Raw genomic sequence first — 22,936 nt, 5'->3', positions numbered from 1 at the left:
AAAAGTATATAGTTCATGAAAGGATCGAATATTCACTAACAATATAATTCAAGCTTTGCTTGCCTTCAAGGATGTTTTGTTTTGCCTAATAAGTATCTAATTGATAACCTTTAAATAGGATTCTTGCCAAAGCATGTTTATGATTTACCTTAAATTTCCAAAATATTATAATCGAATATTAAATTATGGAGCCACAAGAATATTTTGCCATTTTACCGCTGTTGGTTTATGGTATTGCCATAGCTGAATTAGTATCCCCCTGGAGAATATTTTTTGAAGACAAAAAACCTTTCATCCCTTTTATCTTAACGGGGATAATGATGCTTGAAGTAGCCTTCTACAACTTCTATCAGTTTTTCTCGCAGTTGGAAAATACTTATCAGTCGTATTTTATTTTTTTGACCTACCTCTTCTCTCCTCTAATATTTCTAATGGCCGCCCATGTATATACTCCTGAAAGTAAGGCGGACTTGGATATTCGAGACTACTTCAATAAAAGATTCAAGTTGCTGATGATATTACTTTCCATATTTGTAGCTTCTCATTTTGTAGTGGATTTCGAATTCGGCTTAAAATTGATAGTTCGATTAGTATTTATAGCAGTTATGCTTACTGCAGCATTTACGCGATGGGTTTGGTTGGTATATGTACTTTTGTTTTTTAGATTAACCTACACCATTATACATGCTATCTAATTCCAGGCAAACCCCAACCCCTCTTTACTGCGAGAATCCTAATACCCATCACTACTACCATAGCAATCCATAATGAGGCATTTTCCGGCAAAGAAGTAAAAGTTAATCCATAGTATAAAGTAGCACCAGCGAGACAGGCGGTGGCATAAATTTCTTTCCTGAATATAAGCGGGACACGATTGGAGAGTACATCGCGAAGTACACCACCGAAGACGGCCGAAACAGCGCCCATCATAATCGCAATGGCAGGGGAAAGGCCAAAAGAAAGTGTCTTTTGCATACCCAATACAGCAAAGAGCCCGATACCAATGGTGTCAAATAGAAACATGGTTCGTGTCAACTTCATTATCCATTTTTTGAAAAAGTAGCTAAAAGCTAACGCCGCCAAAACCGTATATAGATAATTGGGGTCTAGCAACCAACCGACGGGTTGGCTACCAATTAAAATATCACGCAAAGTTCCACCGCCCAAGGCTGTAATGAGTGCAATGACAGCCGAACCAAACGCGTCCATTTTTTTCTCCGAAGCGGTAAGTGCCCCAGATATCGCAAAAACGAATGTTCCAATAATATTGAGTGTGTATATCAGGTCCATAACGCGAATATATGTTTAGTCAGTAAATACATCGATAAACTTAAACGCCTCTCCGTCAAAAAATCCAAGGTCGCTCATCTTGGCTTTTGGGATCACGAGCAGTGCCATGAATGACAAGGTCATAAAGGGTGAATTTAGCGGAGAGCCCAAGGACTTGGCAAAAGCATCAATTTGGCTGTAGGCACGAGCTAACTCATAACCATCTTTTTCAGACATGATGCCTGCGACTGGAAGTTCAAGGAGATGTTCTTCTCCTTTGCCCACTGCGGATACACCTCCTTTAGCTGCGATGATCAAATTCACGGCCTTGGCGATAGAGTCATCGTCTACTCCCACGGCTATGATATTATGCGAATCATGACCGACTGAGGAGGCAATTGCCCCTTCCTTCAATCCAATATTCTTGATGTATCCGATGGCTGGAGGGGCTTCTTTGTAGCGATTGACTACTGTTACTTTGAGAATATCTTCATCCGTATTGGTCTGATTGGGATTGTTGATTAGAGAATTATCGAACGACAATAAATTCGTTATCAATTGGCCGTCTAAGGCTTCCATTACTTGCACTTTACTGCCTTTGATTTCTACTTTGAATTGCTCGGTAGTCTTCGGTTGACATTCAAAATTGTTGATGACTTTGTTTTCCACTTTTGGGATGTTGGATTTACCAGATTCTGCTACAAGCTCTCCATTGATCCAGGTCTGCTGGATATTGAAATCGTCAGGATTGTCGATCACAATAAAGTCCGCAGGATCATTCTCTTGCAGCAAGCCTACATTCATGTTGTAGTGCTTGACAGGATTGATGCAAGCCGCTTGCAATGTTTTATACAAATCATTGCCTTTGGCTAAAGCTCTTTTCACCAATAGATTGACATGACCTTCTACCAGATTGTCTGGATGCTTGTCATCAGAACAGAACATGATTTGCTCGTAGTTCTTGTCCAGAAGGGGAATCAACGCTTCAAAATTCTTGGCCGCACTCCCTTCACGGATCAAAATTTTCATACCGCAGTCTAGTTTGTCCTGTGCTTCTTCTATCGTAAAACATTCGTGATCCGTGCTGATGCCAGCTGCGGCGTAAGTTTTGGCTTGTTCGCCTTGCACACCAGGAGCATGCCCATCAACAGGTTTACCTAAGGCTTTGGCTTTAGCGATTTTGGCAAATACAGTTTCATCATTGAACAGCACGCCAGGCCAATTCATCATTTCCGCTAGGTAATTGATTTCTGGTTTTTTGAGTAGATATTCTACGTCATCTACTGAGATTTCTGCTCCTGCCGTTTCGAAAGTGGTGGCCGGTACGCAAGAAGGTGCACCAAAATGAAATTTGAAATTGATCTTCTTTCCATTTTCGATCATGTATTCCACCCCTTCTACACCAAGTACGTTGCCGATTTCGTGAGGGTCTGAAATGGTGCCGACTGTGCCATGCACCACCGCCAGCCGACCAAATTCCGAAGGAACCAACATAGAACTTTCTACATGCACATGGGCGTCTACAAATCCTGGTAAAATGTATTGATTTGGTGCTTGGTTGGTCTTTTCTATTTTCTGAATGACGCCATTTTCAAAATAAACAATGGCAGGGAAGATCGATCGGTTTGTGATGTCAATAAGTTGGCCGGATACCTGATTCATATAGCTTTTTGTTATTTAGGAATGAAGTTAATGACTAATTGATTGATTGGGTCAATAAACCATTAATTCATTGTTTCAATAAGTATCAGTTGTATATTTTTGCCGATCACAGCAGCCGAAAACTCAAGTCAACAATGAAAATTAAGTATCTGACCAAAAAGGCCATATTTAAGTTTATTGACTCCGCCCTCAAAGAGGACATTGGAGATGGTGATCACAGCACCTTGTCTTCCATACCAGAGGACTTGGAGCAAGAAGCACGATTGTTGATTAAAGGTGATGGTGTGATAGCTGGTATTCAGTTGGCTGAATGGATTTTTAAGCGATTTGATCCTGAACTTGAAGTCACTGTACTGAAGCAAGATGGTGATGTGGTTTCAGAAGGAGAAGTAGGCTTAACAGTAAAAGGAAAGGCAAGGTCAATTCTTTCTACAGAAAGATTAGTATTGAATTGCATGCAACGCATGAGTGGGATTGCTACGTATACACGCGAACTTACCGACATGATTAAGCATACACACGCTCAATTGCTCGATACGCGAAAAACGGCACCTAATTTCAGAATTTGTGAAAAGTGGGCAGTGAAGATCGGTGGAGGAGAGAACCACAGGTTCGGTTTGTACGATATGGTGATGTTGAAGGATAACCATGTTGATTATGCAGGAGGTATAAAAGCAGCTGTTGCCAGTACAAAAAAATATTTGGCCGACAACGACAAAGATTTAAGGATAGAAGTAGAAACCAGAAACCTTGATGAAGTTCGAGATGCCATTGAGGTGGGCGGTGTAGATGTGATAATGCTGGACAACATGTTGCCGTCTGCTATGCGAGAAGCCATCCAAATCATAGGAGGTAAATGCAAGACGGAAGCATCTGGAGGAATTACAGAAAAAAATATTAAAGAGATGGCGGAGACTGGTGTAGATTATATTTCTATTGGGGCTCTGACACACTCTTATACAAGTTTAGATATTAGTTTGAAAGCAGTAAAGTAGAACAAGAATGAATGTAAAGACTAAAAAATATCAAATGACCACAGGGACGTATGTGAAGTTGGCATTTGGCAATTTGATTAAAGACCAATGGTGGGTACTGTTGATTTATTTGGCGATTTGTGCCGGGTATTTCTGGATTCCAAACCACTGGTGGATTACTGGTGCAAGTATCGCACTGACCTTGTATATCTTGTTTTGGTTGATCCAGTTTGCCGGAATCTCACAGTTGGAGCAAGGCAAGTTTATGTTTGAAAAACTGAGCTATGAAATCAATAGTCAGCAGATTTTAATCAAACTAAACAGCAAACAAGGTATGCCCATGAAATGGGAAAACATCAAAAGAGCCGTAGCTGGCAAGGATCACTTTCTTTTGACGATCAACAAAGCACAACATGTGCACTTACCACACAGAATTTTCAATTCTAACAACGAGATCAAATTCGTAGAGACTATCTTGAAAAGAAAAGGATATATAAAAGAGTAATTTTTGAGAAAAGTTAATGTGAAAACCACTTCAAGCGATTGAAGTGGTTTTTTTGTGCCTGAACTTTGGAGTGTTTTACCCAAAATCATTAAGTACTTGCTATCATGAAAAATCTACCTATTTTGCGGACTGAATTATTATGAATAAGCTTATTCAATATATCAATCAGTTCACTGAAAAAACAGGACAATGGGTCTCTTGGATCAGTCTAGTTTTGGTGGTCTTAATTGGGATGGATGTATTATTAAGGTATGTATTCAATTGGAGCAGCTCGGCTAATCAAGAACTGGAATGGCACTTGTTTGCCACCTTGTTTTTATTGGGATCGGCCTATGCACTCAAGCATGACAAACACGTTCGTGTCGACGTCTTCTATTCTAGATTTAGCGATAATAAAAAAGCGTGGGTCAATCTAATTGGCACTTTGATTTTCCTGATTCCATTTTGTCTAGTCGTCATTCAAACATCTATTCCATTTGCCCTTGATGCTTGGGAAATTTCAGAATCGAGCCCAGAGCCCGGAGGATTGCCACATCGATTTATCATTAAATCTACTATTCCTATTGGCGCTTTTTTGTTATTCATTCAAGCTATTTCAGAAGGACTTTCTTCGCTATTAACTATACTTAATCGACCAGCCGAATGATTTCCGAATATCTGCCTCTCTTACTTTTTGCGCTGGTTTTTTTGCTGATTTTGTTTGGTTATCCTGTAGCTTTTACTCTGGGTGGACTTTCTATTTTGGCAGGTGTATTGATCTACGACATTGACTTTTTCTACCTGCTTTCACTCCGTATTTATGGAACGATGCACAATTTTGTGTTGATTGCCGTGCCATTGTTTGTCTTCATGGGTATTATGCTAGAGAAATCTGGTTTGGCTGAAAGCCTGCTTGATACGATGGCCAGCCTTTTTGGCAGAATGAAAGGGGGACTAGCGGTGTCAGTTGTAATTGTGGGTGGTATGTTAGCAGCTTCGACTGGCATTGTGGGAGCTACAGTTATCACCATGGGAATGATCAGCTTGCCTACGATGCTTAAGCGAGGTTATTCGCCAACATTAGCCACAGGTACTATTGCTTCTTCGGGAACTTTGGGTCAAATTATTCCGCCCTCTGTGGTGTTGGTTCTTTTAGGTACCGTGCTGAATGTGTCAGTAGGGGATTTGTTTACCGCTGCCATAGTGCCTGGGGTAATTTTGGTTGGATTGTATATCATTTACATTATTGCCGTATCATATCTGAAGCCTGATGCAGCTCCAAGTATTTCAAAAGAGGAGCGCGAAAATTTTTGGTCTGAAGGGGCGTGGAAGAAAATCATAGTAGCCTTTGTACTGCCTTTCCTGTTGATCTTGCTTGTGTTGGGTTCTATTTTCGCGGGAATTGCATCACCTACAGAAGCGGCTGCAGTAGGAGCTATTGGTTCAATTGCGCTCACAGTCGTTCAAAAGAAATTTAGCTTGACCATTCTCAAAGAAGTGATGCGCGACACAACATTTTTGACCTGTATGGTTTTTATGATTTTGGTTGGAGCCACTTCATTTTCATTGGTATTCAGAGCGATGGGTGGAGATCGTTTGCTATCTGATTTGATAACACAGGGAGGATTGTCGCCTCACCTCTTTCTTGCAGTTGTTTTACTTGTTGTATTAGTAGCTGGTTTTTTTATTGATTTTATCGAAATCATCTTCATCATCGTACCAGTGGCAGCACCTATCTTTTCGGCTATGGGTGTGGACTTGATTTGGATTGGCATATTGATCGCGCTCAATTTGCAGACTAGTTTCCTCACTCCACCATTTGGGTTTTCCCTATTTTATCTCAAGGGTGTGGCTCCACCAGAAATTAAGACTAGTCATCTTTACCGGGGAATTGTGCCATTTGTAATTATTCAAATAGTACTACTCATTGCAGTAATTATATTTCCAGAAATAGTGAGTTGGCTACCTGATCTACTAGCCCATTAATTAACACTGACCATAGCATGAGATGCTGATGTATTGGCCTTTGCAGCTTTAAACATTACATAAAAGCAGCCAATCATCACGACATGACTGATATCATTAAAATTGAACCATTCATTGATGGAAAATTTCAATAAGTGGATAAAGGCAGGGATAAGATTTGTAAGAATGCCTACGATAACCAATATTGATCTTTTGTCCTTATATCGGGCGAAATGTGCGATTGAAACAGGAATAACAATCCCTATAAGTCCAACAATCGAATCTATCAAAACACTAGAAAAATGCTGAAATATTAGAACTGAGGCAGACATGATCATCAGCTGAGCATAACAGAATATTCTTACAAAAGATCTGACTTTTGCATGTTCAATGAAAGGCAGTACAGCTAATTGAGCACAAAAAATACCAATACCGCTCAAGAGCCAAGCCACATGATGAAATTTATGTCCCACATATTGGATAAATCCGTGTGCGATACCCCCAGTAAATGACGCAAGCCCCATAAATAGAAAAAACAACGCCCAGAATTTTTGAGAAATGTCTGCTTGCTCGTCGTAAAAGAGCTTATGACCAAAGACTAAACAGGCGGTGGCCACCATCCAATTGGTGATCCAGGTCATTGGTTCTGTCACCTGAAGGCCGAGCAATTCTATAGAAGGTGTTTCTAACATCGCGCAATGATAATAAAGCCAGAATGACATTTGGTAACCAAATCCATGAACTTTCTTAAAGTTTATAACTTTGGTGAAGTATCTACCTATTTTTACGATTATGTGGCAAGAAGAAAACGACACCCTTTCAAAAACATTCAAATTCAAGAATTTCACAGAGGCCTTTGGGTTTATGACTAAAGTGGCCATTGAAGCTGAAAAAATGAACCATCATCCCAATTGGTCCAATGTGTATAATCAAGTGACAATTACCCTTTCCACTCATGATGCCGGTAATATCGTGACCGAAAAGGATAGAAAATTGGCTCAGGTGATAGACTCTTTGACAGACTAATGGAATTCAACGCATCCCTCTACCTAGTTCCAACTCCTATTGGCAATTTGGCTGATATTACTTTACGTGCGTTGGAAGTGCTGAAGACTGTGGATATAATACTCGCTGAAGACACGCGTACAACTGGTACGTTGCTGAAACATTATGATATCAAGAGTCAACTTAAAAGCTATCATATCTTCAATGAGCATAAACAAGTTGAGAATCTAATTGAAGAGTTCAAAGCAGGTAAAACTATGGCATTGGTTTCTGATGCAGGTACACCCGCCATCAGCGACCCTGGCTTTTTGTTGGTTCGTGAATGTTTGAAAGCTGAGGTGAAACTGGAGTGTTTGCCTGGTGCTACTGCGTTTGTTCCAGCTTTGGTAGCTTCTGGGCTTCCTAGCGATCGTTTTGTATTCGAAGGGTTTTTACCACAAAAAAAAGGTAGACAAACTCGGTTACAATCCTTAGTAGAAGAATCGAGAACTATGATATTCTATGAGTCACCACACCGTTTGGTTAAGGCACTCAAACAATTCGGCGAGACTTTAGGTTTTGACCGACAGGCGTCTGTGTCTCGAGAATTAACTAAATTATATGAAGAAACTGTGAACGGTAGCCTTCAGGAAATTGTTGACCACTTTGGAGAGCAAAAAATAAAAGGAGAAATAGTAGTGATAATTGCAGGAAAATGAATCTCAAAGACATCACACAACAAGTAGTAGACCTTTCATTATCATGTGGAGCATTCATAAAAAAGGAAGCAGAAACATTTGATTATGATGACGTAGAACTCAAAGGAAAAAATGACTTGGTTTCCTACGTAGATAAAGAAGCTGAAAAAATGATGGTGGAGCAGCTTAAAAAAATTCTTCCAGAAGCTGGATTCATCACCGAAGAGGGGACTGAGAAAGAATCCAACGCAGAGTTCAAATGGATTATAGACCCATTAGACGGCACTACTAATTTCATTCATGGATTGCCTATTTATTCTACGAGCATAGCTTTGGTCAAAGGAAAGGAAATTTTATCAGGAGTAGTCTTTGATATTGGGCGAAACGATTGCTTTCATGCTTATCAAAATGGCGGGACTTTTTGCAATGGCAAACCAATCCAAGTGTCCAAATTACCAACTTTGGGGGATAGTCTTTTGGCGACTGGATTTCCGTATTATGACTTTGAAAGAATGCCACAATATCAGCTCATTTTGAACGAACTGATGCAGAATGCTCACGGCCTTCGTCGTTTAGGTAGCGCTGCTATTGATTTGGTGTATGTAGGACTCGGTAGATACGAAGGTTACTTCGAATATAATTTGAATCCTTGGGATATTGCAGCAGGTGCTTTGATTGTGCAAGAGGCGGGTGGAACTGTCACCGATTTTTCTGGTGGAGACGACTATCTTTTTGGACGTGAAATTCTAGCTGCCAATACGATACATGCGGAAATGCTAGCGATTATCAAAAAGCACTGGTAATTTTGCTTTGAAATGATACAAGAGATATTGATTTGGATGATGTTCAGTCTGGCTACTTTGTTTGTGGCTAAAAAAATTTACTTGGAATTTACCGCAAAGGACGGTTGTCCAAAAGGATGTGGAAACTGCGAACTGTCCGAATCAAGAACAATTCAAATTGGCTCATCAATTAAGTCTATTAAATGATTTTGGCGACAGCCAATTAGCGTTTAAATTTGCACTCCTAAATTACTAGTTCGAAACATAGAGCGAAAACTTTTTTAGCATAAATCACAATGGCATTTAGTTTTTTTAAGAAAAAGAAGAAGGAAAATACTGACTCAAGGTATATCAGCTTGACAGTAAAAGAGGTGGTTAAAGAGACTAACGACGCTGTAACTCTTGTTTTTGAGCAGCCAGAAAATGGTGAGCTCAATTACCAACCAGGACAGTTTATTACGTTGATTCTGACCATCAATGGTAAAAAAGTGAGAAGAGCCTATTCATTGTGTAGCGCACCTTCTTTGGGTGAGTTGCCAGCTGTAACTGTGAAGGCAGTAGATGGAGGTATCATGTCGAATTACATCAACAATGAAGTTAAAGCTGGTGACACGATCCAAATCATGGAACCTATGGGTTCTTTTGTTTTGGATATTAATGAATCCAACAAAAAACAAGTATTTCTGTTTGGAGGAGGAAGCGGGGTGACCCCATTGATGTCAATCGCCAAGTCCTTGTTGAAAAACGAACCAGAAAGTAAAGTGTCTTTGGTTTACGCCAACAGAGATATTGATTCGATTATATTTAAAAATGTTATAGAAGGATTGCAAGAGCAGTACAATGGACGTTTGGATGTTGTGCATTTCCTAGAAACACCTCCAGCCGAATGGAATGGGCATGTTGGATACATGACCAAAGAAAAATTGATGGCTATCATTACCGAATTAAAAAGTGAAGAATATTCAGATCTCTCATTTATGACTTGTGGTCCAGAGCCGTTGATGAATATTGTTTGGGAAACACTGGAAGAACTCAAAATCCCTGAAGATAAAAAATTCAAAGAGAGTTTTGTGGCAGGTAATACATCTCCTAGCGCTATTATAGCGGATGCAAATGGGACAAAGGAAGTTACCATCATATTAGAAGGTGAGGAGTACACTTATGAGGTACCAGCTAACAAAACCATATTAGAAGCGGGGCTAGATCGTAATATCGACATGCCCTACTCTTGTCAAAGTGGGTTGTGTACGGCCTGTAGAGGCAAATGTCTAGAAGGCACCATCAAAATGGACGAAGATGATGGTCTCTCAGATGAAGAAAAAGCTGAAGGATACGTTTTGTTGTGTGTGGGTCACCCAGAAAGTGATGACGTCAAAGTGGAAATCGGTTAAGACCCACTTACATTCGCATTGCTAAGTTCTACTTCGGCTGCAATGTACCCAAAGGCTTGCCAATAAGGGCTGTCCATCATAAGGTTGAAAATTTCTAAGGCTTGTTCGGTTTTGCCATTGTAGTAATACCAATTGCCCACTCCATAACCTAAAGTCATATCGTCAATCGCGTTTTGACCTTCTTCATCTAATTTGAATAGTTGTTCAGGTTTTTTAATGCCTTTATATAAGAGTAACCTATTGTGATATCCGTAGTTCTCAATCACGTTCATTTTTGGTTTGATTGGTTCCAGCAGTAGCTCAGCGGCATCGTTATTCCCTAATTTTCTATAGGTCATATACAACCAATCAGACGCTGCCACAAGCATATCATCATTATTCGAAATAGAAAGACATTTTTTAAAAGCAGACACACTTTTATCATAGTTACCTTTCATATAGTAGGCAAGCCCAAGGTGATACCAGATGTTGTACTGAACCGAATTTCGTGGAATATTCCTTCTGTTAGGCAAACCATCCACTTCCATCTCAATGGGAGTATTTCTGGAATAGAACACTGCTTTTTCTAAATCTTGAATGGCCTTGTCAAACTGGCGAATTGTTAAATATCGATGTCCTCTGTGTCTATATAGTTTATAGGATTCAGGAAATTTGTTAAGCCCTAGAGTGTAAATTTGGATGGCATATTTGTATTGATATAGATAAGCCAATCTTCGCCCATACCATATTATATTGTTGAGGCTGTCTGGATTGTTATTGAAACTCTCTTCAGTTGTTTCAAGTTCTTTTTGCCTCTTGGCTAGAATCTTGTCTGGCAGTGGTGGAGGAAATAATTTCTTGCCAAGTAGCGAAACTGCTTCGTGCTCTGTTTCTCCCACTACCTCAGCGCCTAAATTAGAAACGTCAGACACAATGGATTTTTTGACTTGTGTGTCTGAAGTGTTTTCTATTTGAATGCAGCTGCTCAAATAAAAGATAACCAGTACAATACCAATAATTTTTTGCTTCACTGTATGCTATTGATTTTGTAATCTTTAAATAATCCAATAAAAACCATTTAAGGTTCTAATCGAATCTATTTCGAACTTTTCATTATCAAATCTAATGTATCATTATCATAATGCTAATAATTACATTGTCGATTTCTAATAAAAATAAATTTTTAGTGGTTGGTTCTTACTTATTTAACTTGTTTTAATCCTTTTTTATTGAACAATTGAAAATCTTGTTTCCATCATTCGACAAAATATTTTTTTGTCTACCTACAGGTTCAACGTTTTATTGGTGTTAAAATCATGTAATCAGAACGACTGCGATATTTTATTTTTTTTAACTTTAGCTTTTTCAGTGGGACAGATTGTTTGTAGCATCTAATATTGAAGAAAGTGAATTTCTAGAATCAACTAATACAATAATAATGAGTGAATCAACCATAAATTTTTTGACAACCTGGAACAATGCCATGATTATTCTTTCCCCTGCATTTCTGGGTCTTGGCATTTTTATATTTGTTTTTTATAAAATTAAGCTGATGAGTACCAAGGTACTCAAGGATAAATATGACCTGGTAAGTAAAAGGGAATATGGATTTTTGCTTAGTGCTCACATAGCAGTAGCAATTTCCATATTTTTTATATGTAATACTTATGAGGCGGATGGGCTAACACATTCATTTATGTGGTTTTGGATTAGACTGTTTATTGCACTTTGTATTGGCGTACTATACGGTTATGTAGCACTGTTGATGTTGAAGTTTTATTACCCGTCTCAACAAGCGAAACGTTTGAAAATTTACAGATATCAGCCACGAATCAATCCTAAAACTGGCAATACCATGAAATTGCTAAGCGAAGAGGATGAGGATGCCTATTTGGACGAAGGAATGCAGGCGGAAGAAGATGTGTTTTCTGTAGATTATGACGTCTGGATAGATGTAGATTCTGGAGATTCTCATATCGAAAAGTATGAAGGTAGGTTGCATGCAATGGAGTGTGATCGATGCGGATTCCAAACTTTAAGACTTGAAAAAGAGGAAATCACTCAAGAGGCATCCCACTATGAAGAGGGTGAACTAATCAAACATTACAAATGCTCGTATTGCAAAAGAATAAAAAGACGAACAGTAAAATTATCTATGCAGAAATCTGCTAGTGATTTCAAAATTACTGAAGCTACACGATTCGTCGAAGACCCATTGAGTGAAGGCCCTAGAGTGGTGATGGTTAAGGTGGACATACATACCACGGGTGGCCAAGTCAAAAATTTCGAATTCCAAAACCTGAATGAAGCTCAAAAATTTCTCAAAGAATTTGACTTGAGCAAACTGGAAGAAGAGGAAGCATCTTAGCAAGAAAGTGTTGAAACAAGAAAAGCCATCTCGATAGCTATCGGGATGGCTTTTTTTATGTCTTAAGTAGACTAATTAAGCTTTTGCTTCAGGTGTTACTACTGAAACGAAAGATCTGTTTTGTCTTCCTTTTTTGAACTCAACTACACCGTCAGTCAAAGCAAACAAAGTGTGGTCTTTACCCATTCCAACATTTTCTCCTGGATGATGAGTGGTTCCTCTTTGTCTTACAATGATGTTTCCAGCAATGATGTCTTGCCCACCAAATATCTTCACTCCCAATCGTTTACTATGGGATTCTCTTCCGTTTTTCGAACTACCTGCTCCTTTCTTATGTGCCATGGTATTATATTATTTAATATTTTCGATTAAAACTTTAGTTAATGACTGTCTATGGCCATTTTTCACCTTGTATCCTTTTCTTCTCTTCTTCTTAAAGACAATCACTTTGTCGTCTTTCTCCTGAGCAAGGATTTTACCTGAAACTTTGGCACCCTTCACTGTTGGGGCACCTACTTTGACTTTTCCATCGTTGTCAATCAACAACACACGGTCAAACTCTACGGAAGCGCCAGCTTCACCCTCCAAACGAGGAGTGTAAACATACTGATCTTGCGTTACTTTGAACTGCTTACCGGCTATATCAACTATTGCGTACATAATTTGTAATAAATCCAGTTTTAAAAATTGGTTTGCAAAAGTAAAATTAATATGACAGAAATCAAACCCTTTTACTAGCAATTTAGATGACATAAAAAAATAAAAAAAAAATCAACTTTTTTCTATCCCCGATTCAAGCGCAAATGAATACAAGTTATGGTTTAAAATAGGTCATTACAACTTGCTATTTTTCAAGCGTTTAAATGTTTTTTTTAGACTACTGAAAATCAAGTTTTAGACCTGATTCTACCCTTGTCTTTTCGCCTTCTTTTTTTCATATTTGTAATGCTTGTTCAAAGGACTCGACGCACTAAAGAGCAAGTACCCCAATAGAAAAATGAACACCACCGTTTTGCCTTGTGCAAAACACGAGAAAGGCGAGTAATGACTGACATCAGCATCATTAGTCACAGCTATTATTTGTCCTTTTCAAAAAGAAATGAAGTAAAGAAAAATGGCAAAAGACATTGTACAGGACGAACCTATCTTAAAGGAAAATAAGGACAGGTTTGTACTATTCCCTATTGAAAAAGATGACATCTGGCAATTTTATAAAAAAGCTGAAGCTAGCTTTTGGACAGCCGAAGAAATTGATCTTAGTCAAGATTTGAAAGACTGGGAGAACCTTAACGATGGCGAACGCCACTTTATCACCCACGTTTTAGCCTTCTTTGCTGCCAGCGATGGAATCGTAAATGAAAACCTTGCTGAAAATTTCGTATCAGAAGTTCAATACACAGAAGCTAAATTTTTCTACGGCTTCCAAATAGCTATTGAAAACATTCACTCAGAAACTTATTCTTTATTGATCGATACTTATGTAAAAGACAATAAGGAAAAAGATAAACTATTTCATGCGGTAGAAACCATTCCTTGCGTTAAAAAGAAAGCGGATTGGGCTTTGAGATGGATTGATAATGGATCTTTTGCAGAAAGACTGATTGCATTTGCTGCTGTTGAAGGCATTTTCTTTTCAGGTAGCTTCTGTTCAATCTTTTGGTTGAAGAAAAGAGGTCTGATGCCAGGCCTTACATTCTCAAATGAATTAATCTCACGAGATGAAGGGTTACACTGTGATTTTGCGTGTTTATTATACAACGATCACTTAGTAAATAAACTACCGACAGATACAGTAGAGAAGATCATTATTGATGCGGTCGAGATAGAAAAGGAATTTGTGACTGATGCCATTCCAGTGAAGTTGATTGGAATGAATGCAGAGTTGATGTGTCAGTATATTGAGTTTGTTGCAGATCGATTGTTGTTGGAACTTGGTTGCTCTAAACAGTACAACGCAACGAACCCATTTGATTTCATGGAAATGATTTCCCTGCAAGGGAAAACAAATTTCTTTGAAAAGAGAGTTGCAGAATACCAAAAAGCGGGAGTCATGAAAGATGCCAGTGACGATTCGCTTAAATTTAGTTTAGACGAAGATTTTTAAAATATTGCTTACGTATATCCCATATTACTTATAACCTGTTTGCCCTATGTTAGTACTTAAAAGAGACGGAAGGAGAGAGACCGTCAAATTCGATAAAGTCACAGCCAGAATTGAGAAACTCTGCTACGGACTGAATACAAAATTCATTGAGCCAGTAGACATCGCTAAAAAAGTGATTTCTGGTATTTATGACGGTGTGACGACTGTTGAGTTGGATAACCTTGCTGCTGAGACTGCTGCTTCACTTACGACAGTCCACCCTGACTTCGCACAATTAGCAGCTAGAATTGCTATTTCTAATTTGCACAAAACTACAAGTAAGTCCTTTTCTAACACGATGAAAAGGATGTACACATATATAGATCCAAAGACAGGTGAAAATGCCTCTTTATTGGCTACGGATGTATATGGTATCATCAAGAAAAACGCAGCATTATTAGATTCATCAATTATTTATGATAGGGATTTCAGTTACGACTACTTTGGTTTCAAAACCTTAGAACGTTCGTACTTGATGAAATTGGATGGGCAAATCGTGGAAAGACCACAGCACATGTTGATGCGTGTGGCCATTGGTATTCACAAAGAAGATATAGAAGCAGCGATAGAAACTTATAACCTACTCTCAGAAAAATGGTTTACGCATGCTACTCCAACTTTATTTAATGCAGGTACTCCAAAACCACAACTGTCTTCATGTTTCCTTCTAACCATGAAGGATGACAGTATCGACGGGATATACGATACTTTGAAACAGACAGCTAAAATCTCTCAATCAGCTGGTGGTATAGGGCTAAGCATTCACAATGTAAGAGCAACAGGATCTTACATCAAAGGAACTAATGGCGTATCAAATGGGATCGTCCCCATGTTGAGAAACTTCGACATGACCGCAAGATACGTGGATCAAGGTGGTGGAAAACGTAAGGGTAGCTTCGCTATCTACTTGGAACCTTGGCATGCTGATATTTTTGAATTCCTTGATTTGAAAAAGAATCATGGTAAAGAAGAAATGAGAGCGAGAGACTTGTTCTATGCGCTTTGGGTGCCGGATTTGTTTATGAAGCGAGTGAAAGAAAATGGGGATTGGACGCTCATGTGCCCTAACGAATGCCCAGGATTGGCTGATGCCTATGGGGACGAATTCGAGAAGCTATATGAAAGATACGAGTCTGAAGGCAAGGGTAGAAAAACCATCAAAGCACAAGACTTATGGTTTGAAGTACTAGAATCTCAAATTGAGACAGGTACACCTTATATGCTCTTCAAAGATGCGGCTAACAAGAAGTCAAATCAGAAAAACTTAGGTACAATCAAGTCAAGTAACTTGTGTACTGAGATCATGGAGTATACTTCTCCAGACGAAGTTGCGGTATGTAACTTGGCTTCGATTGCTTTACCGATGTATATCACGGAAGATGGGTTATTTGATCATCAGAAATTATACGACATCACTTATGTGATCACCAAGAACTTGAACAAAGTAATTGACGTCAATTACTACCCAGTTCCTGAAGCTAGAAATTCAAATATGAAGCACCGTCCTATTGGAATTGGTGTACAAGGATTGGCGGATACGTTCATTAAAATGAAAATGCCTTTCGATTCTAAAGAGTCAAGACAGTTGAATAGCGAAATATTCGAAACGATCTACTTCGCTTCTATGACTGCTTCTAAAGATTTAGCTAAAGTGGATGGCGCTTACGAAACCTTCAAAGGTTCGCCTGTATCAAAAGGAATATTCCAATATGATATGTGGAATGTCACTCCTTCTGAAAGATGGGATTGGACAAGCCTGAAGCAGGAAGTGAAGAAACATGGCGTGAGAAACTCACTACTATTGGCTCCAATGCCAACAGCTTCTACTTCTCAGATCCTAGGAAACAACGAATGTTTCGAGCCTTATACTTCAAATATTTATACCAGAAGAGTATTGTCTGGTGAGTTCATTGTAGTGAACAAACACTTGATGAAGGATTTGATTGCTTTGAATCTTTGGGATGATAGCATGAAAAATAGAATCATGCAGGCGAATGGATCTATCCAGAACATTCCTGAAATTCCTCAAAATATCAAGGATCTTTATAAAACTGTCTGGGAAATTTCTCAAAAGTCGATCATCGACATGTCTGCTGACAGAGGAGCTTATATTTGCCAAAGCCAGAGTTTAAATATTCACTTGCAAGAGCCTAACTTCGGTAAAATGACTTCTATGCACTTCTATGCTTGGGAAAAAGGTTTGAAGACAGGTATGTATTATTTGAGAACTAAAGCGGCTGCTGATGCGATCAAGTTTACGGTTTCAAAAGAAGAGAATAAGAATTTCATTCCTGCAAACGACAAAGAAGGCGAAGCTAATTCACAATTCGAATGTGTAGGGTGCGGAAGCTAATTTGATGAAATAAGAATTAATTAAAAACCCTTCTGATGAAAATTAGAAGGGTTTTTTATGAATTATAGAAGATATCCAATTGATCTTTTTCAACTTTCATTGATTCGGATGCTTCCGATAGCAATTTTGGTGCGGGAATGCCTTTTTCAAATTTAGTCTCACTTGAGAATACTCGAGCTTCATCCCAAAGCCCTTGGTCAATAAGTGTTTGCAGTAAATGAGCACCACCCTCGACAAAGACTGATTGTACACCTCGTTGTCTCATGTCAAGAAAAATGTCATCAAGTAATTGATTTTCTAGAACTTTGACCCATTCTAGGTTTTCTTCTTTTCCATCTTTTTTTAGATTATAACAAATAGTTGGAATCTCTTGATTGAACAAATGCAGCTCACTACTCAACGAAAGCTGTTTATCGATGACCAACCTAATTGGATGGTTTCCTTGCCAATCTCTAACATTTAGATTTGGATTGTCATATTTGGCCGTGTTGGTCCCGACCCAGATGGCATCTTCTTCTGACCGCCATTTATGAACTAATTTTCTGGACTGCTCACCACTAATCCACTTGGAATCATAATTTTCTCGCGCTATAAATCTATCAGAGGTTTGTGCCCACTTCAGAATTACGTAAGGTCTTTGTTTTTCAATACGAGTAAAGAATCTTTTATTCAGTCTTCTGGCTTCGTCCGAACATACTCCTATCTCCACTTCAATTCCAGCTTCTCTAAGCTTTTGAATTCCCACTCCGTTTACCAATGAATGACTGTCTTGATTAGCAATTACCACTCTTTTTAGTTGATATTTGATCAGTAAATCAGCACAAGGAGGGGTTTTTCCAAAGTGTGCACATGGCTCCAAAGTAACATAAGCAGTAGAATGTTTTAAAAGTGATTTGTGCTTCACATTTTTAATCGCATTCACTTCGGCATGAGCCTCACCATATTTTTCATGCCATCCTTCGCCGATGATCTTATCTTCATGTACGATCACACAACCCACCATAGGATTTGGACTAACAACTCCAAGGCCAATAGCAGCTAGTTCAAGCGCACGACGCATGTATTTTTCATCGATCGAAAGACTCATTTTTTGTTAATTTTGATGTTTGGCATGCCAATATCTAACCGCTTATTAGTTCACATTTTAGGGTAGTATCAAATTTACACTGTTTAATTATTTTTGCCCCATGGAGGAATATTTTCCTAGGAACACATTTCAAGATACTGTTGCATTACTCAATCCAGAATTAGGCCTCCAAGAAGGGCAGGCACTGGCTTATATTGTGCTTGATAAAATATTCAGAATTTCAAAAACGGATATCATTGTCAACAGACAGTTTTTCCCTGATAGTTTACAAAAGAAAAAATATGATCTTCTTGTCAGTAGATTGATAAATAATGAGCCCATTCAATACATATTCAGGGAGTCTGAATTTTATGGCTATCGTTTTTATGTAGATAAAAACGTATTGATTCCCAGACAAGAAACAGAGCTTCTCATTCAAATAATAGCCAACTATAAAAAATGGGATAAGCCAAAAATGGCTGATATTGGTACAGGATCAGGATGCATCGCCTGTTCTCTCGCATTGACTATAAGTGACTCAAAACTGGTAGGATATGATGTAAGTACCGAAGCACTGAAAGTAGCTCAGTACAATGCTGCTCGACTTGGAGCTGATGCTGTATTCTCGCCTCTTGATATATTGAAAGATGAGATTCCACATAAGGATTTAGACTTGATTGTTAGTAATCCACCATACGTCATGGATCAGGAGAAACAACAGATGCAAAAGAATGTACTTGAGTTTGAACCTGCTTTAGCACTATTTGTATCAGACCATGATCCCCTGATCTTCTACAAAACCATTATGGAAAAGGCAAAATTCGCTCTAAAAAAAGGAGGAGTTCTATTCTTTGAAATAAATGAGCAATTTGGAAAACAGACCCTATTGCTTTTTCAACATTATGGGTATAGTAAACCTAAAATCTACAAGGATTTGAATGATAAGCAGCGATTTGCTTCGGCAGTTTTAGAATAGCTCGCTTCTAATTTTTGTGATCTTTTCTTTAAAGTCGTTGTATTTTGATTGTAGGGTTTTATCTGATGATAAGACCCGAGTCATCTGGAATCTTTTCCACTTTCTGATAAATCCATTCAAGGCAATGAGCACAACGAAAGAAAAAACGACCCCAATCAGTCCCAAGTGCCACTGATTCGTATAGTTACTTATTGATATTCCTATATAGCGCCACCAAAAGATGAAACCAAGTAACGAAAACCCAAATTTCAATGAAGCCACAAACTCAGCTTCTTTTACTCTGGTTTTGATGAATATATAAACTGGAAGTAACACGGGTAGATTCAAAAGTAGACCAATGAATGCAAAAGGCGCAAGTGCGAATAATATCAAGGTATCTATTGTACTTATAGGTCGAAAAGGAAAAGATAATCCAGCTGCTTCCAATGCTGATTTTTGATCTGCAATGGCATTAATTTCAGCAGTTCTACCTTCTAATTTTTTTGCTGCTGCGTTGATTTTGTCAGGATCTATTAGTTGATGCGAGTCCTGGTTATGGAAGAAGATGGCATCTAATCCAATATATTCTTTTCGATCCAAAGAGACATGAACCTTACTCAGTGCTTCGGTAATTTCAGTTGTCAGTTTGTTGTAGTTTTCCGCTTTTTCTTCTTGCTTTTCTACTTTGATAGGCTGACCGAATACAATATGAACTGTGGATCTAAAACCTGTATGATCTGAATAATTGACTCCCACTGGGACAATAGCCACTTCTGTGGCTCCTCCTTCAAAATTCACAGCGCCAAGAGCAATCCTTGTAATTCCTTTTTTGAGAATCCTACGGTGTCGCCTCATATTGTGCTCTCCTTCTGGAAATAGCATCACTGCATATTTTTTGGCGAGTGCTTCAAAGCAGGCACGGAATATTTGTTTATTAGCTTCCAGAGGGTTTACGCCATCTTGAGCTCTATAGACCGGCATGAGATTGAGTGAATTAAAAAATGCTTTGGCCACGGGATTTTTGAAAACACCTGACCGCACCAAATAATGATCGAAGCGAGTATTACTAGTTGTAATTAAAAGTGCATCGATAAAGGCATTTTCATGGTTAGAACCAAAAATAATCGGCGTGTCTTTTGGAATGTTCTCTAAGCCACTGACTTTGACTTTACTATAATATAAGCGCAGGCCTATCCTAACGATTAACCAAAATGAATAATACCAGAGATATTTGAATACAATCATTTAATCAATGTGATTGACATAGTGCTCCCACTTCTTGATGACCTCTTGGAGGTCTTGGGGCAACTCAGAGTCGAATTGAACAAATTTATTAGTGGTTGGATGAGTAAATCCTAAAGACTTAGCATGAAGTGCTTGTCTGGGAATTATCTTAAAACAGTTTTCGACAAACTGTTTATATTTTGTGAACGTCGTGCCTTTGAGAATTTTATCACCGCCATAAGTTACATCGTTGAATAGTGGATGTCCAATATGCTTCATGTGCGCGCGGATCTGATGTGTTCTGCCTGTTTCCAGATTACATTGAATCAAAGAAACATATCGCAGCCTTTTGATCACTTTATAATGTGAAATGGCTTTTCGTCCATGGTCTCCTTCTGGGAAAGCAGCGGTAATTCTCCGATCCTTTAGACTTCTTCCTAAATTCACATCAATGGTGCCTTTATCTTCTTCAGGTTCTCCCCAGACTAAGGCATAGTAAGTTCTTTCAATACTATGATCAAAAAACTGTTTGGCCAGACTAGTCATGGCTTTTTCGCTTTTTGCAATAACTAAAAGTCCTGAAGTGTCTTTATCGATGCGATGAACAAGTCCTGGTCTACCATCATTGTTGGGCATGGTAGGCAAATTTTTAAAATGATAGGCGAGGGCATTTACCAAAGTACCAGACCAATTCTGATAAGCGGGATGAACCACCATTCCGGGCTCTTTATTCACGACAAGCAAATCATCATCTTCATAGACAATATTAAGATCGATGTTTTCAGGTACCAAGTCCGTGACTTTGGGAGGTTCTGGCAATTCTACCACAATCACATCACCTGGATGAACTTTGTAATTGGGCTTTATTTCTTGATCATTTACTTTGATGAATCCATCTTTTATTCCAGCTTGCAGCTTGTTTCGGGTGACATTGGGTAGTCGGTCCATCAGAAACTTATCTAGCCTTAAAACTTCCTGCCCAGAATCAGCTACAATTTTGTGATGTTCGTATAATTCTTCTTCCAATGATTCCTCTTGCATAGTCGGCAAAGGTAAGTATTAGTTTTAGATTTTTTGATTATCTTAAAGCTGCAAAGGCAGCAATAAACAAACGTGATTCAAATGACAAATCAATCGGATTTCGCCAAACTATTAATAAAGACAGTTTTCTCCTTCATGACTTGTGATGGACACATCGCTCCTAAGGAAGTAGAGTTTCTTAAGCAACTTGCAAAAGAGAAGGTAGACCTTTCAGGAATAGATTTAGATGCAGAACTGAAAATGCTAATAGAGCTTATAAACCTGAAAGGATTGGATTTTTTCGATGATTATTTCAAAAAATTAAACAATTCTACGCTAAACGAAGAGCAAGAAATGCTTTTGTTGGAATCGGCTATTCAGACGATTACTGCTGATGATAAGGTGAAGCGCGAAGAAATAAACTTTCTTAAAATTCTAAGGACAGCGCTCAAATCTCCTGATCAGAAGATTTTGGATAAATTTCCTAAAATTGGAAAGAACTTTATTCACAAAGATGCTTTTACAGACATCTATATCAAGGAGTTGTATAGCAATTATTTCAAAGAAAATACCTTACCTATGTTTGATTTATCTCAGGTAAAGGACATTTCAGATTCTGTCGATTTCGGATCAGAATCTGTGTAAAATGGGCTAGCAATCAGCAAGAATATGGAAAAGAAAGGCCTTACTGTACGCGCCAAATATACACTTGGTGGAATTGTATTTGGCCTGAGTTTCCCCATTTTTTCGCAGTTTATGGATTGCTGGCTAAATGGCCTTGAATTTTCTTTGGAGAGTATTGTAAGTATTCATCAAAATAATGTGATTCATTTTGTAGTGGATACCGCTCCATTAGTCCTAGGCTTGGCGGGATTTTTATTAGGTGTAACACACCAAAAAAAGAATGACATCAACCAAAGACTAAGTGGTATTAATAATTCTTTAGATACGCTCACTTACAAAATCACGCACGATCTTCGAGGTCCAGCACTTAATATCAAAAATCTTTCTGAACTATTGAACTCTTCTTCTTTGGCTGAAGCTAAAAAAGAAGAAGTAATTGTTAAAATCCATGAGTCTGTTAATACTTGGTTGCAGACCTTTGAAGACTTTATGTCTTTGCTGCAACACGAAAAATCAGGTGATCTAGAGAAAAAAGAATGCTCATTGGAAGAAACAATTGAGCACCTGAAACAGGTATTGGCCTTAGAAATTGAGAAATCAAGTGTGGAAATCAAGACTGATTTCAGCCAAATTTCATCTGTGTATGCTTCGGAAATGTACCTCAATAGTATACTTAAGAATTTGATGACCAATGCGATAAAATATGCCCATCCGGATCGAAGTCCAGAAATAACGATTTCTGCTGTCCCAATTGGCAAGCAAGTGCAATTGGTATTTTCTGATAATGGGTCTGGTATAGATTTGAAAGCTCATGGAGATAAGCTATTCACTTTGTTTGAACGATTTAGTGATAATTCCAAAATTTCGGGTTCAGGAGTTGGGCTTTATTTGGTCAAAGAACAAGTTGAAAAAAACGATGGGACCATCGAAGTCTACAGTAATCCAAATGAAGGCACTATATTTACTATCCTCTTACCTATATCATCTTAATAAAT

24 protein-coding genes are annotated in these 22,936 nt (G+C 38.4%); 15 read left to right on the top strand and 9 right to left on the bottom strand.

Translation table 11 applies throughout. The annotated features are described in order from the left end of the window. The first annotated feature begins 185 nt into the window (after positions 1 to 185). Positions 186 to 695 (top strand): hypothetical protein, encoded by a 510-nt coding sequence (locus tag ABJH98_RS00490; RefSeq protein WP_348305658.1) that lies wholly within the window; start codon positions 186 to 188, stop codon positions 693 to 695. Here ABJH98_RS00490 and ABJH98_RS00485 read toward each other — a convergent pair. Both ABJH98_RS00485 and ade read right to left on the bottom strand, forming a co-directional pair. Next, entirely contained in the window at positions 688 to 1,290 is a 603-nt protein-coding gene (locus ABJH98_RS00485) for a trimeric intracellular cation channel family protein (protein ID WP_348305657.1), read from the bottom strand. The genes ABJH98_RS00490 and ABJH98_RS00485 overlap by 8 nt on opposite strands. A 15-nt stretch (positions 1,291 to 1,305) precedes the next feature. Continuing rightward, positions 1,306 to 2,931 (bottom strand): adenine deaminase, encoded by a 1,626-nt coding sequence (gene ade / locus ABJH98_RS00480; RefSeq protein WP_348305656.1) that lies wholly within the window; start codon positions 2,929 to 2,931, stop codon positions 1,306 to 1,308. Between the two features lie 134 nt (positions 2,932 to 3,065). On the opposite strand from ade, the gene nadC reads away from it, so the two are divergent. From nadC to ABJH98_RS00460, 4 genes are all read left to right on the top strand, one after another. Beyond that, positions 3,066 to 3,926 carry a carboxylating nicotinate-nucleotide diphosphorylase gene (gene nadC / locus ABJH98_RS00475; RefSeq protein WP_348305655.1) on the top strand — a complete coding sequence of 287 codons (861 nt, stop codon included), beginning with the start codon at positions 3,066 to 3,068 and terminating at the stop codon, positions 3,924 to 3,926. A 7-nt stretch (positions 3,927 to 3,933) separates the two neighbouring features. Next, on the top strand, positions 3,934 to 4,410 hold the full coding sequence (locus ABJH98_RS00470; protein WP_348305654.1) for a YcxB family protein: 477 nt from the start codon (positions 3,934 to 3,936) through the stop codon (positions 4,408 to 4,410). A 139-nt stretch (positions 4,411 to 4,549) separates the two neighbouring features. Next, positions 4,550 to 5,056 carry a TRAP transporter small permease subunit gene (locus ABJH98_RS00465; protein ID WP_348305653.1) on the top strand — a complete coding sequence of 169 codons (507 nt, stop codon included), beginning with the start codon at positions 4,550 to 4,552 and terminating at the stop codon, positions 5,054 to 5,056. Next, a complete protein-coding gene (locus tag ABJH98_RS00460) occupies positions 5,053 to 6,375 on the top strand; it encodes a TRAP transporter large permease subunit (RefSeq protein ID WP_348305652.1) in 1,323 nt (440 codons plus the stop codon). Before ABJH98_RS00465 ends, ABJH98_RS00460 begins: the two co-directional genes overlap by 4 nt. Here the strand turns inward: ABJH98_RS00460 and ABJH98_RS00455 are convergent. Next, complete coding sequence (locus tag ABJH98_RS00455; RefSeq protein ID WP_348305651.1) at positions 6,372 to 7,046, bottom strand: hypothetical protein; 675 nt, start codon at positions 7,044 to 7,046, stop codon at positions 6,372 to 6,374. The two genes, ABJH98_RS00460 and ABJH98_RS00455, sit on opposite strands and share 4 nt — an antisense overlap. 100 nt (positions 7,047 to 7,146) lie before the next feature. Here ABJH98_RS00455 and ABJH98_RS00450 point away from each other — a divergent pair, with 100 nt between their 5' ends. From ABJH98_RS00450 to ABJH98_RS00435, 4 genes are all read left to right on the top strand, one after another. Next, a complete protein-coding gene (locus ABJH98_RS00450) occupies positions 7,147 to 7,380 on the top strand; it encodes a 4a-hydroxytetrahydrobiopterin dehydratase (protein WP_348305769.1) in 234 nt (77 codons plus the stop codon). Then, the gene (gene rsmI / locus ABJH98_RS00445) at positions 7,380 to 8,057 is read left to right on the top strand and encodes a 16S rRNA (cytidine(1402)-2'-O)-methyltransferase (RefSeq protein WP_348305650.1); all 678 of its coding nucleotides are present in this window, start codon (positions 7,380 to 7,382) and stop codon (positions 8,055 to 8,057) included. Before ABJH98_RS00450 ends, rsmI begins: the two co-directional genes overlap by 1 nt. Beyond that, positions 8,054 to 8,839 (top strand): inositol monophosphatase family protein, encoded by a 786-nt coding sequence (locus ABJH98_RS00440; RefSeq protein ID WP_348305649.1) that lies wholly within the window; start codon positions 8,054 to 8,056, stop codon positions 8,837 to 8,839. Before rsmI ends, ABJH98_RS00440 begins: the two co-directional genes overlap by 4 nt. Before the next feature lie 275 nt (positions 8,840 to 9,114). Next, on the top strand, positions 9,115 to 10,209 hold the full coding sequence (locus tag ABJH98_RS00435; RefSeq protein ID WP_348305648.1) for a ferredoxin--NADP reductase: 1,095 nt from the start codon (positions 9,115 to 9,117) through the stop codon (positions 10,207 to 10,209). On the opposite strand, the gene ABJH98_RS00430 is transcribed toward ABJH98_RS00435, so the two are convergent. Next, a complete protein-coding gene (locus ABJH98_RS00430; protein ID WP_348305647.1) occupies positions 10,206 to 11,219 on the bottom strand; it encodes a tetratricopeptide repeat protein in 1,014 nt (337 codons plus the stop codon). The genes ABJH98_RS00435 and ABJH98_RS00430 overlap by 4 nt on opposite strands. Before the next feature lie 521 nt (positions 11,220 to 11,740). Here ABJH98_RS00430 and ABJH98_RS00425 point away from each other — a divergent pair. Then, a complete protein-coding gene (locus ABJH98_RS00425) occupies positions 11,741 to 12,556 on the top strand; it encodes a hypothetical protein (protein ID WP_348305646.1) in 816 nt (271 codons plus the stop codon). 75 nt (positions 12,557 to 12,631) lie between these two features. Here the strand turns inward: ABJH98_RS00425 and rpmA are convergent, their stop codons facing one another. Together rpmA and rplU are read right to left on the bottom strand one after the other, a co-directional pair. Beyond that, positions 12,632 to 12,898, bottom strand: a complete 267-nt coding sequence (gene rpmA, locus ABJH98_RS00420) for a 50S ribosomal protein L27 (RefSeq protein WP_084373419.1) — start codon at positions 12,896 to 12,898, stop codon at positions 12,632 to 12,634. Between the two features lie 9 nt (positions 12,899 to 12,907). After that, positions 12,908 to 13,216 (bottom strand): 50S ribosomal protein L21, encoded by a 309-nt coding sequence (gene rplU / locus ABJH98_RS00415; RefSeq protein ID WP_348305645.1) that lies wholly within the window; start codon positions 13,214 to 13,216, stop codon positions 12,908 to 12,910. Positions 13,217 to 13,682: 466 nt separating this feature from the next. Here rplU and ABJH98_RS00410 point away from each other — a divergent pair, with 466 nt between their 5' ends. Beyond that, positions 13,683 to 14,660: a ribonucleoside-diphosphate reductase small subunit gene (locus ABJH98_RS00410; protein ID WP_348305768.1), complete on the top strand. Its 978-nt coding sequence runs from the start codon at positions 13,683 to 13,685 to the stop codon at positions 14,658 to 14,660. A gap of 46 nt (positions 14,661 to 14,706) precedes the next feature. After that, positions 14,707 to 17,052, top strand: coding sequence for a ribonucleoside-diphosphate reductase subunit alpha (locus ABJH98_RS00405; RefSeq protein ID WP_348305644.1), 2,346 nt, complete (start codon positions 14,707 to 14,709; stop codon positions 17,050 to 17,052). Positions 17,053 to 17,107: 55 nt separating this feature from the next. On the opposite strand, the gene ribD is transcribed toward ABJH98_RS00405, so the two are convergent. After that, on the bottom strand, positions 17,108 to 18,139 hold the full coding sequence (gene ribD, locus ABJH98_RS00400; protein WP_348305643.1) for a bifunctional diaminohydroxyphosphoribosylaminopyrimidine deaminase/5-amino-6-(5-phosphoribosylamino)uracil reductase RibD: 1,032 nt from the start codon (positions 18,137 to 18,139) through the stop codon (positions 17,108 to 17,110). 100 nt (positions 18,140 to 18,239) lie between these two features. On the opposite strand from ribD, the gene prmC reads away from it, so the two are divergent. After that, positions 18,240 to 19,094, top strand: a complete 855-nt coding sequence (prmC, locus tag ABJH98_RS00395; RefSeq protein ID WP_348305642.1) for a peptide chain release factor N(5)-glutamine methyltransferase — start codon at positions 18,240 to 18,242, stop codon at positions 19,092 to 19,094. On the opposite strand, the gene ABJH98_RS00390 is transcribed toward prmC, so the two are convergent. Continuing rightward, complete coding sequence (locus tag ABJH98_RS00390; protein WP_348305641.1) at positions 19,086 to 20,318, bottom strand: lysophospholipid acyltransferase family protein; 1,233 nt, start codon at positions 20,316 to 20,318, stop codon at positions 19,086 to 19,088. The genes prmC and ABJH98_RS00390 overlap by 9 nt on opposite strands. Next, positions 20,319 to 21,338 carry an RluA family pseudouridine synthase gene (locus tag ABJH98_RS00385; RefSeq protein ID WP_348305640.1) on the bottom strand — a complete coding sequence of 340 codons (1,020 nt, stop codon included), beginning with the start codon at positions 21,336 to 21,338 and terminating at the stop codon, positions 20,319 to 20,321. Positions 21,339 to 21,419: 81 nt separating this feature from the next. Between ABJH98_RS00385 and ABJH98_RS00380 the strand changes: the two genes are divergently transcribed. Beyond that, the gene (locus tag ABJH98_RS00380; protein ID WP_348305639.1) at positions 21,420 to 21,962 is read left to right on the top strand and encodes a TerB family tellurite resistance protein; all 543 of its coding nucleotides are present in this window, start codon (positions 21,420 to 21,422) and stop codon (positions 21,960 to 21,962) included. A 24-nt stretch (positions 21,963 to 21,986) separates the two neighbouring features. Further along, complete coding sequence (locus ABJH98_RS00375; RefSeq protein WP_348305638.1) at positions 21,987 to 22,931, top strand: HAMP domain-containing sensor histidine kinase; 945 nt, start codon at positions 21,987 to 21,989, stop codon at positions 22,929 to 22,931. The last annotated feature ends 5 nt before the right edge of the window (positions 22,932 to 22,936 follow it).

It is taken from the genome of Reichenbachiella sp., from assembly GCF_039969095.1.
In the GTDB taxonomy this organism is placed as follows: Bacteria; Bacteroidota; Bacteroidia; order Cytophagales; family Cyclobacteriaceae; genus Reichenbachiella.
This window is presented reverse-complemented; position numbering and strand designations above follow the sequence as displayed.

Bases quoted from the DNA above. Each gene is read 5' to 3' on its own strand.
- prmC (WP_348305642.1), top strand. From the start codon at position 18,240: ATGGAGGAATATTTTCCTAGGAACACATTTCAAGATACTGTTGCATTA.
- ribD (WP_348305643.1), bottom strand. From the start codon at position 18,139: ATGAGTCTTTCGATCGATGAAAAATACATGCGTCGTGCGCTTGAACTA.
- ABJH98_RS00460 (WP_348305652.1), top strand. From the start codon at position 5,053: ATGATTTCCGAATATCTGCCTCTCTTACTTTTTGCGCTGGTTTTTTTG.
- nadC (WP_348305655.1), top strand. From the start codon at position 3,066: ATGAAAATTAAGTATCTGACCAAAAAGGCCATATTTAAGTTTATTGAC.
- rpmA (WP_084373419.1), bottom strand. From the start codon at position 12,898: ATGGCACATAAGAAAGGAGCAGGTAGTTCGAAAAACGGAAGAGAATCC.
- ABJH98_RS00440 (WP_348305649.1), top strand. From the start codon at position 8,054: ATGAATCTCAAAGACATCACACAACAAGTAGTAGACCTTTCATTATCA.
- ABJH98_RS00490 (WP_348305658.1), top strand. From the start codon at position 186: ATGGAGCCACAAGAATATTTTGCCATTTTACCGCTGTTGGTTTATGGT.
- ABJH98_RS00375 (WP_348305638.1), top strand. From the start codon at position 21,987: ATGGAAAAGAAAGGCCTTACTGTACGCGCCAAATATACACTTGGTGGA.
- ABJH98_RS00385 (WP_348305640.1), bottom strand. From the start codon at position 21,338: ATGCAAGAGGAATCATTGGAAGAAGAATTATACGAACATCACAAAATT.
- ABJH98_RS00380 (WP_348305639.1), top strand. From the start codon at position 21,420: ATGACAAATCAATCGGATTTCGCCAAACTATTAATAAAGACAGTTTTC.
- ABJH98_RS00485 (WP_348305657.1), bottom strand. From the start codon at position 1,290: ATGGACCTGATATACACACTCAATATTATTGGAACATTCGTTTTTGCG.
- rplU (WP_348305645.1), bottom strand. From the start codon at position 13,216: ATGTACGCAATAGTTGATATAGCCGGTAAGCAGTTCAAAGTAACGCAA.
- ABJH98_RS00470 (WP_348305654.1), top strand. From the start codon at position 3,934: ATGAATGTAAAGACTAAAAAATATCAAATGACCACAGGGACGTATGTG.
- ade (WP_348305656.1), bottom strand. From the start codon at position 2,931: ATGAATCAGGTATCCGGCCAACTTATTGACATCACAAACCGATCGATC.
- rsmI (WP_348305650.1), top strand. From the start codon at position 7,380: ATGGAATTCAACGCATCCCTCTACCTAGTTCCAACTCCTATTGGCAAT.
- ABJH98_RS00425 (WP_348305646.1), top strand. From the start codon at position 11,741: ATGAGTACCAAGGTACTCAAGGATAAATATGACCTGGTAAGTAAAAGG.
- ABJH98_RS00405 (WP_348305644.1), top strand. From the start codon at position 14,707: ATGTTAGTACTTAAAAGAGACGGAAGGAGAGAGACCGTCAAATTCGAT.
- ABJH98_RS00435 (WP_348305648.1), top strand. From the start codon at position 9,115: ATGGCATTTAGTTTTTTTAAGAAAAAGAAGAAGGAAAATACTGACTCA.
- ABJH98_RS00390 (WP_348305641.1), bottom strand. From the start codon at position 20,318: ATGATTGTATTCAAATATCTCTGGTATTATTCATTTTGGTTAATCGTT.
- ABJH98_RS00450 (WP_348305769.1), top strand. From the start codon at position 7,147: ATGTGGCAAGAAGAAAACGACACCCTTTCAAAAACATTCAAATTCAAG.
- ABJH98_RS00455 (WP_348305651.1), bottom strand. From the start codon at position 7,046: ATGTTAGAAACACCTTCTATAGAATTGCTCGGCCTTCAGGTGACAGAA.
- ABJH98_RS00465 (WP_348305653.1), top strand. From the start codon at position 4,550: ATGAATAAGCTTATTCAATATATCAATCAGTTCACTGAAAAAACAGGA.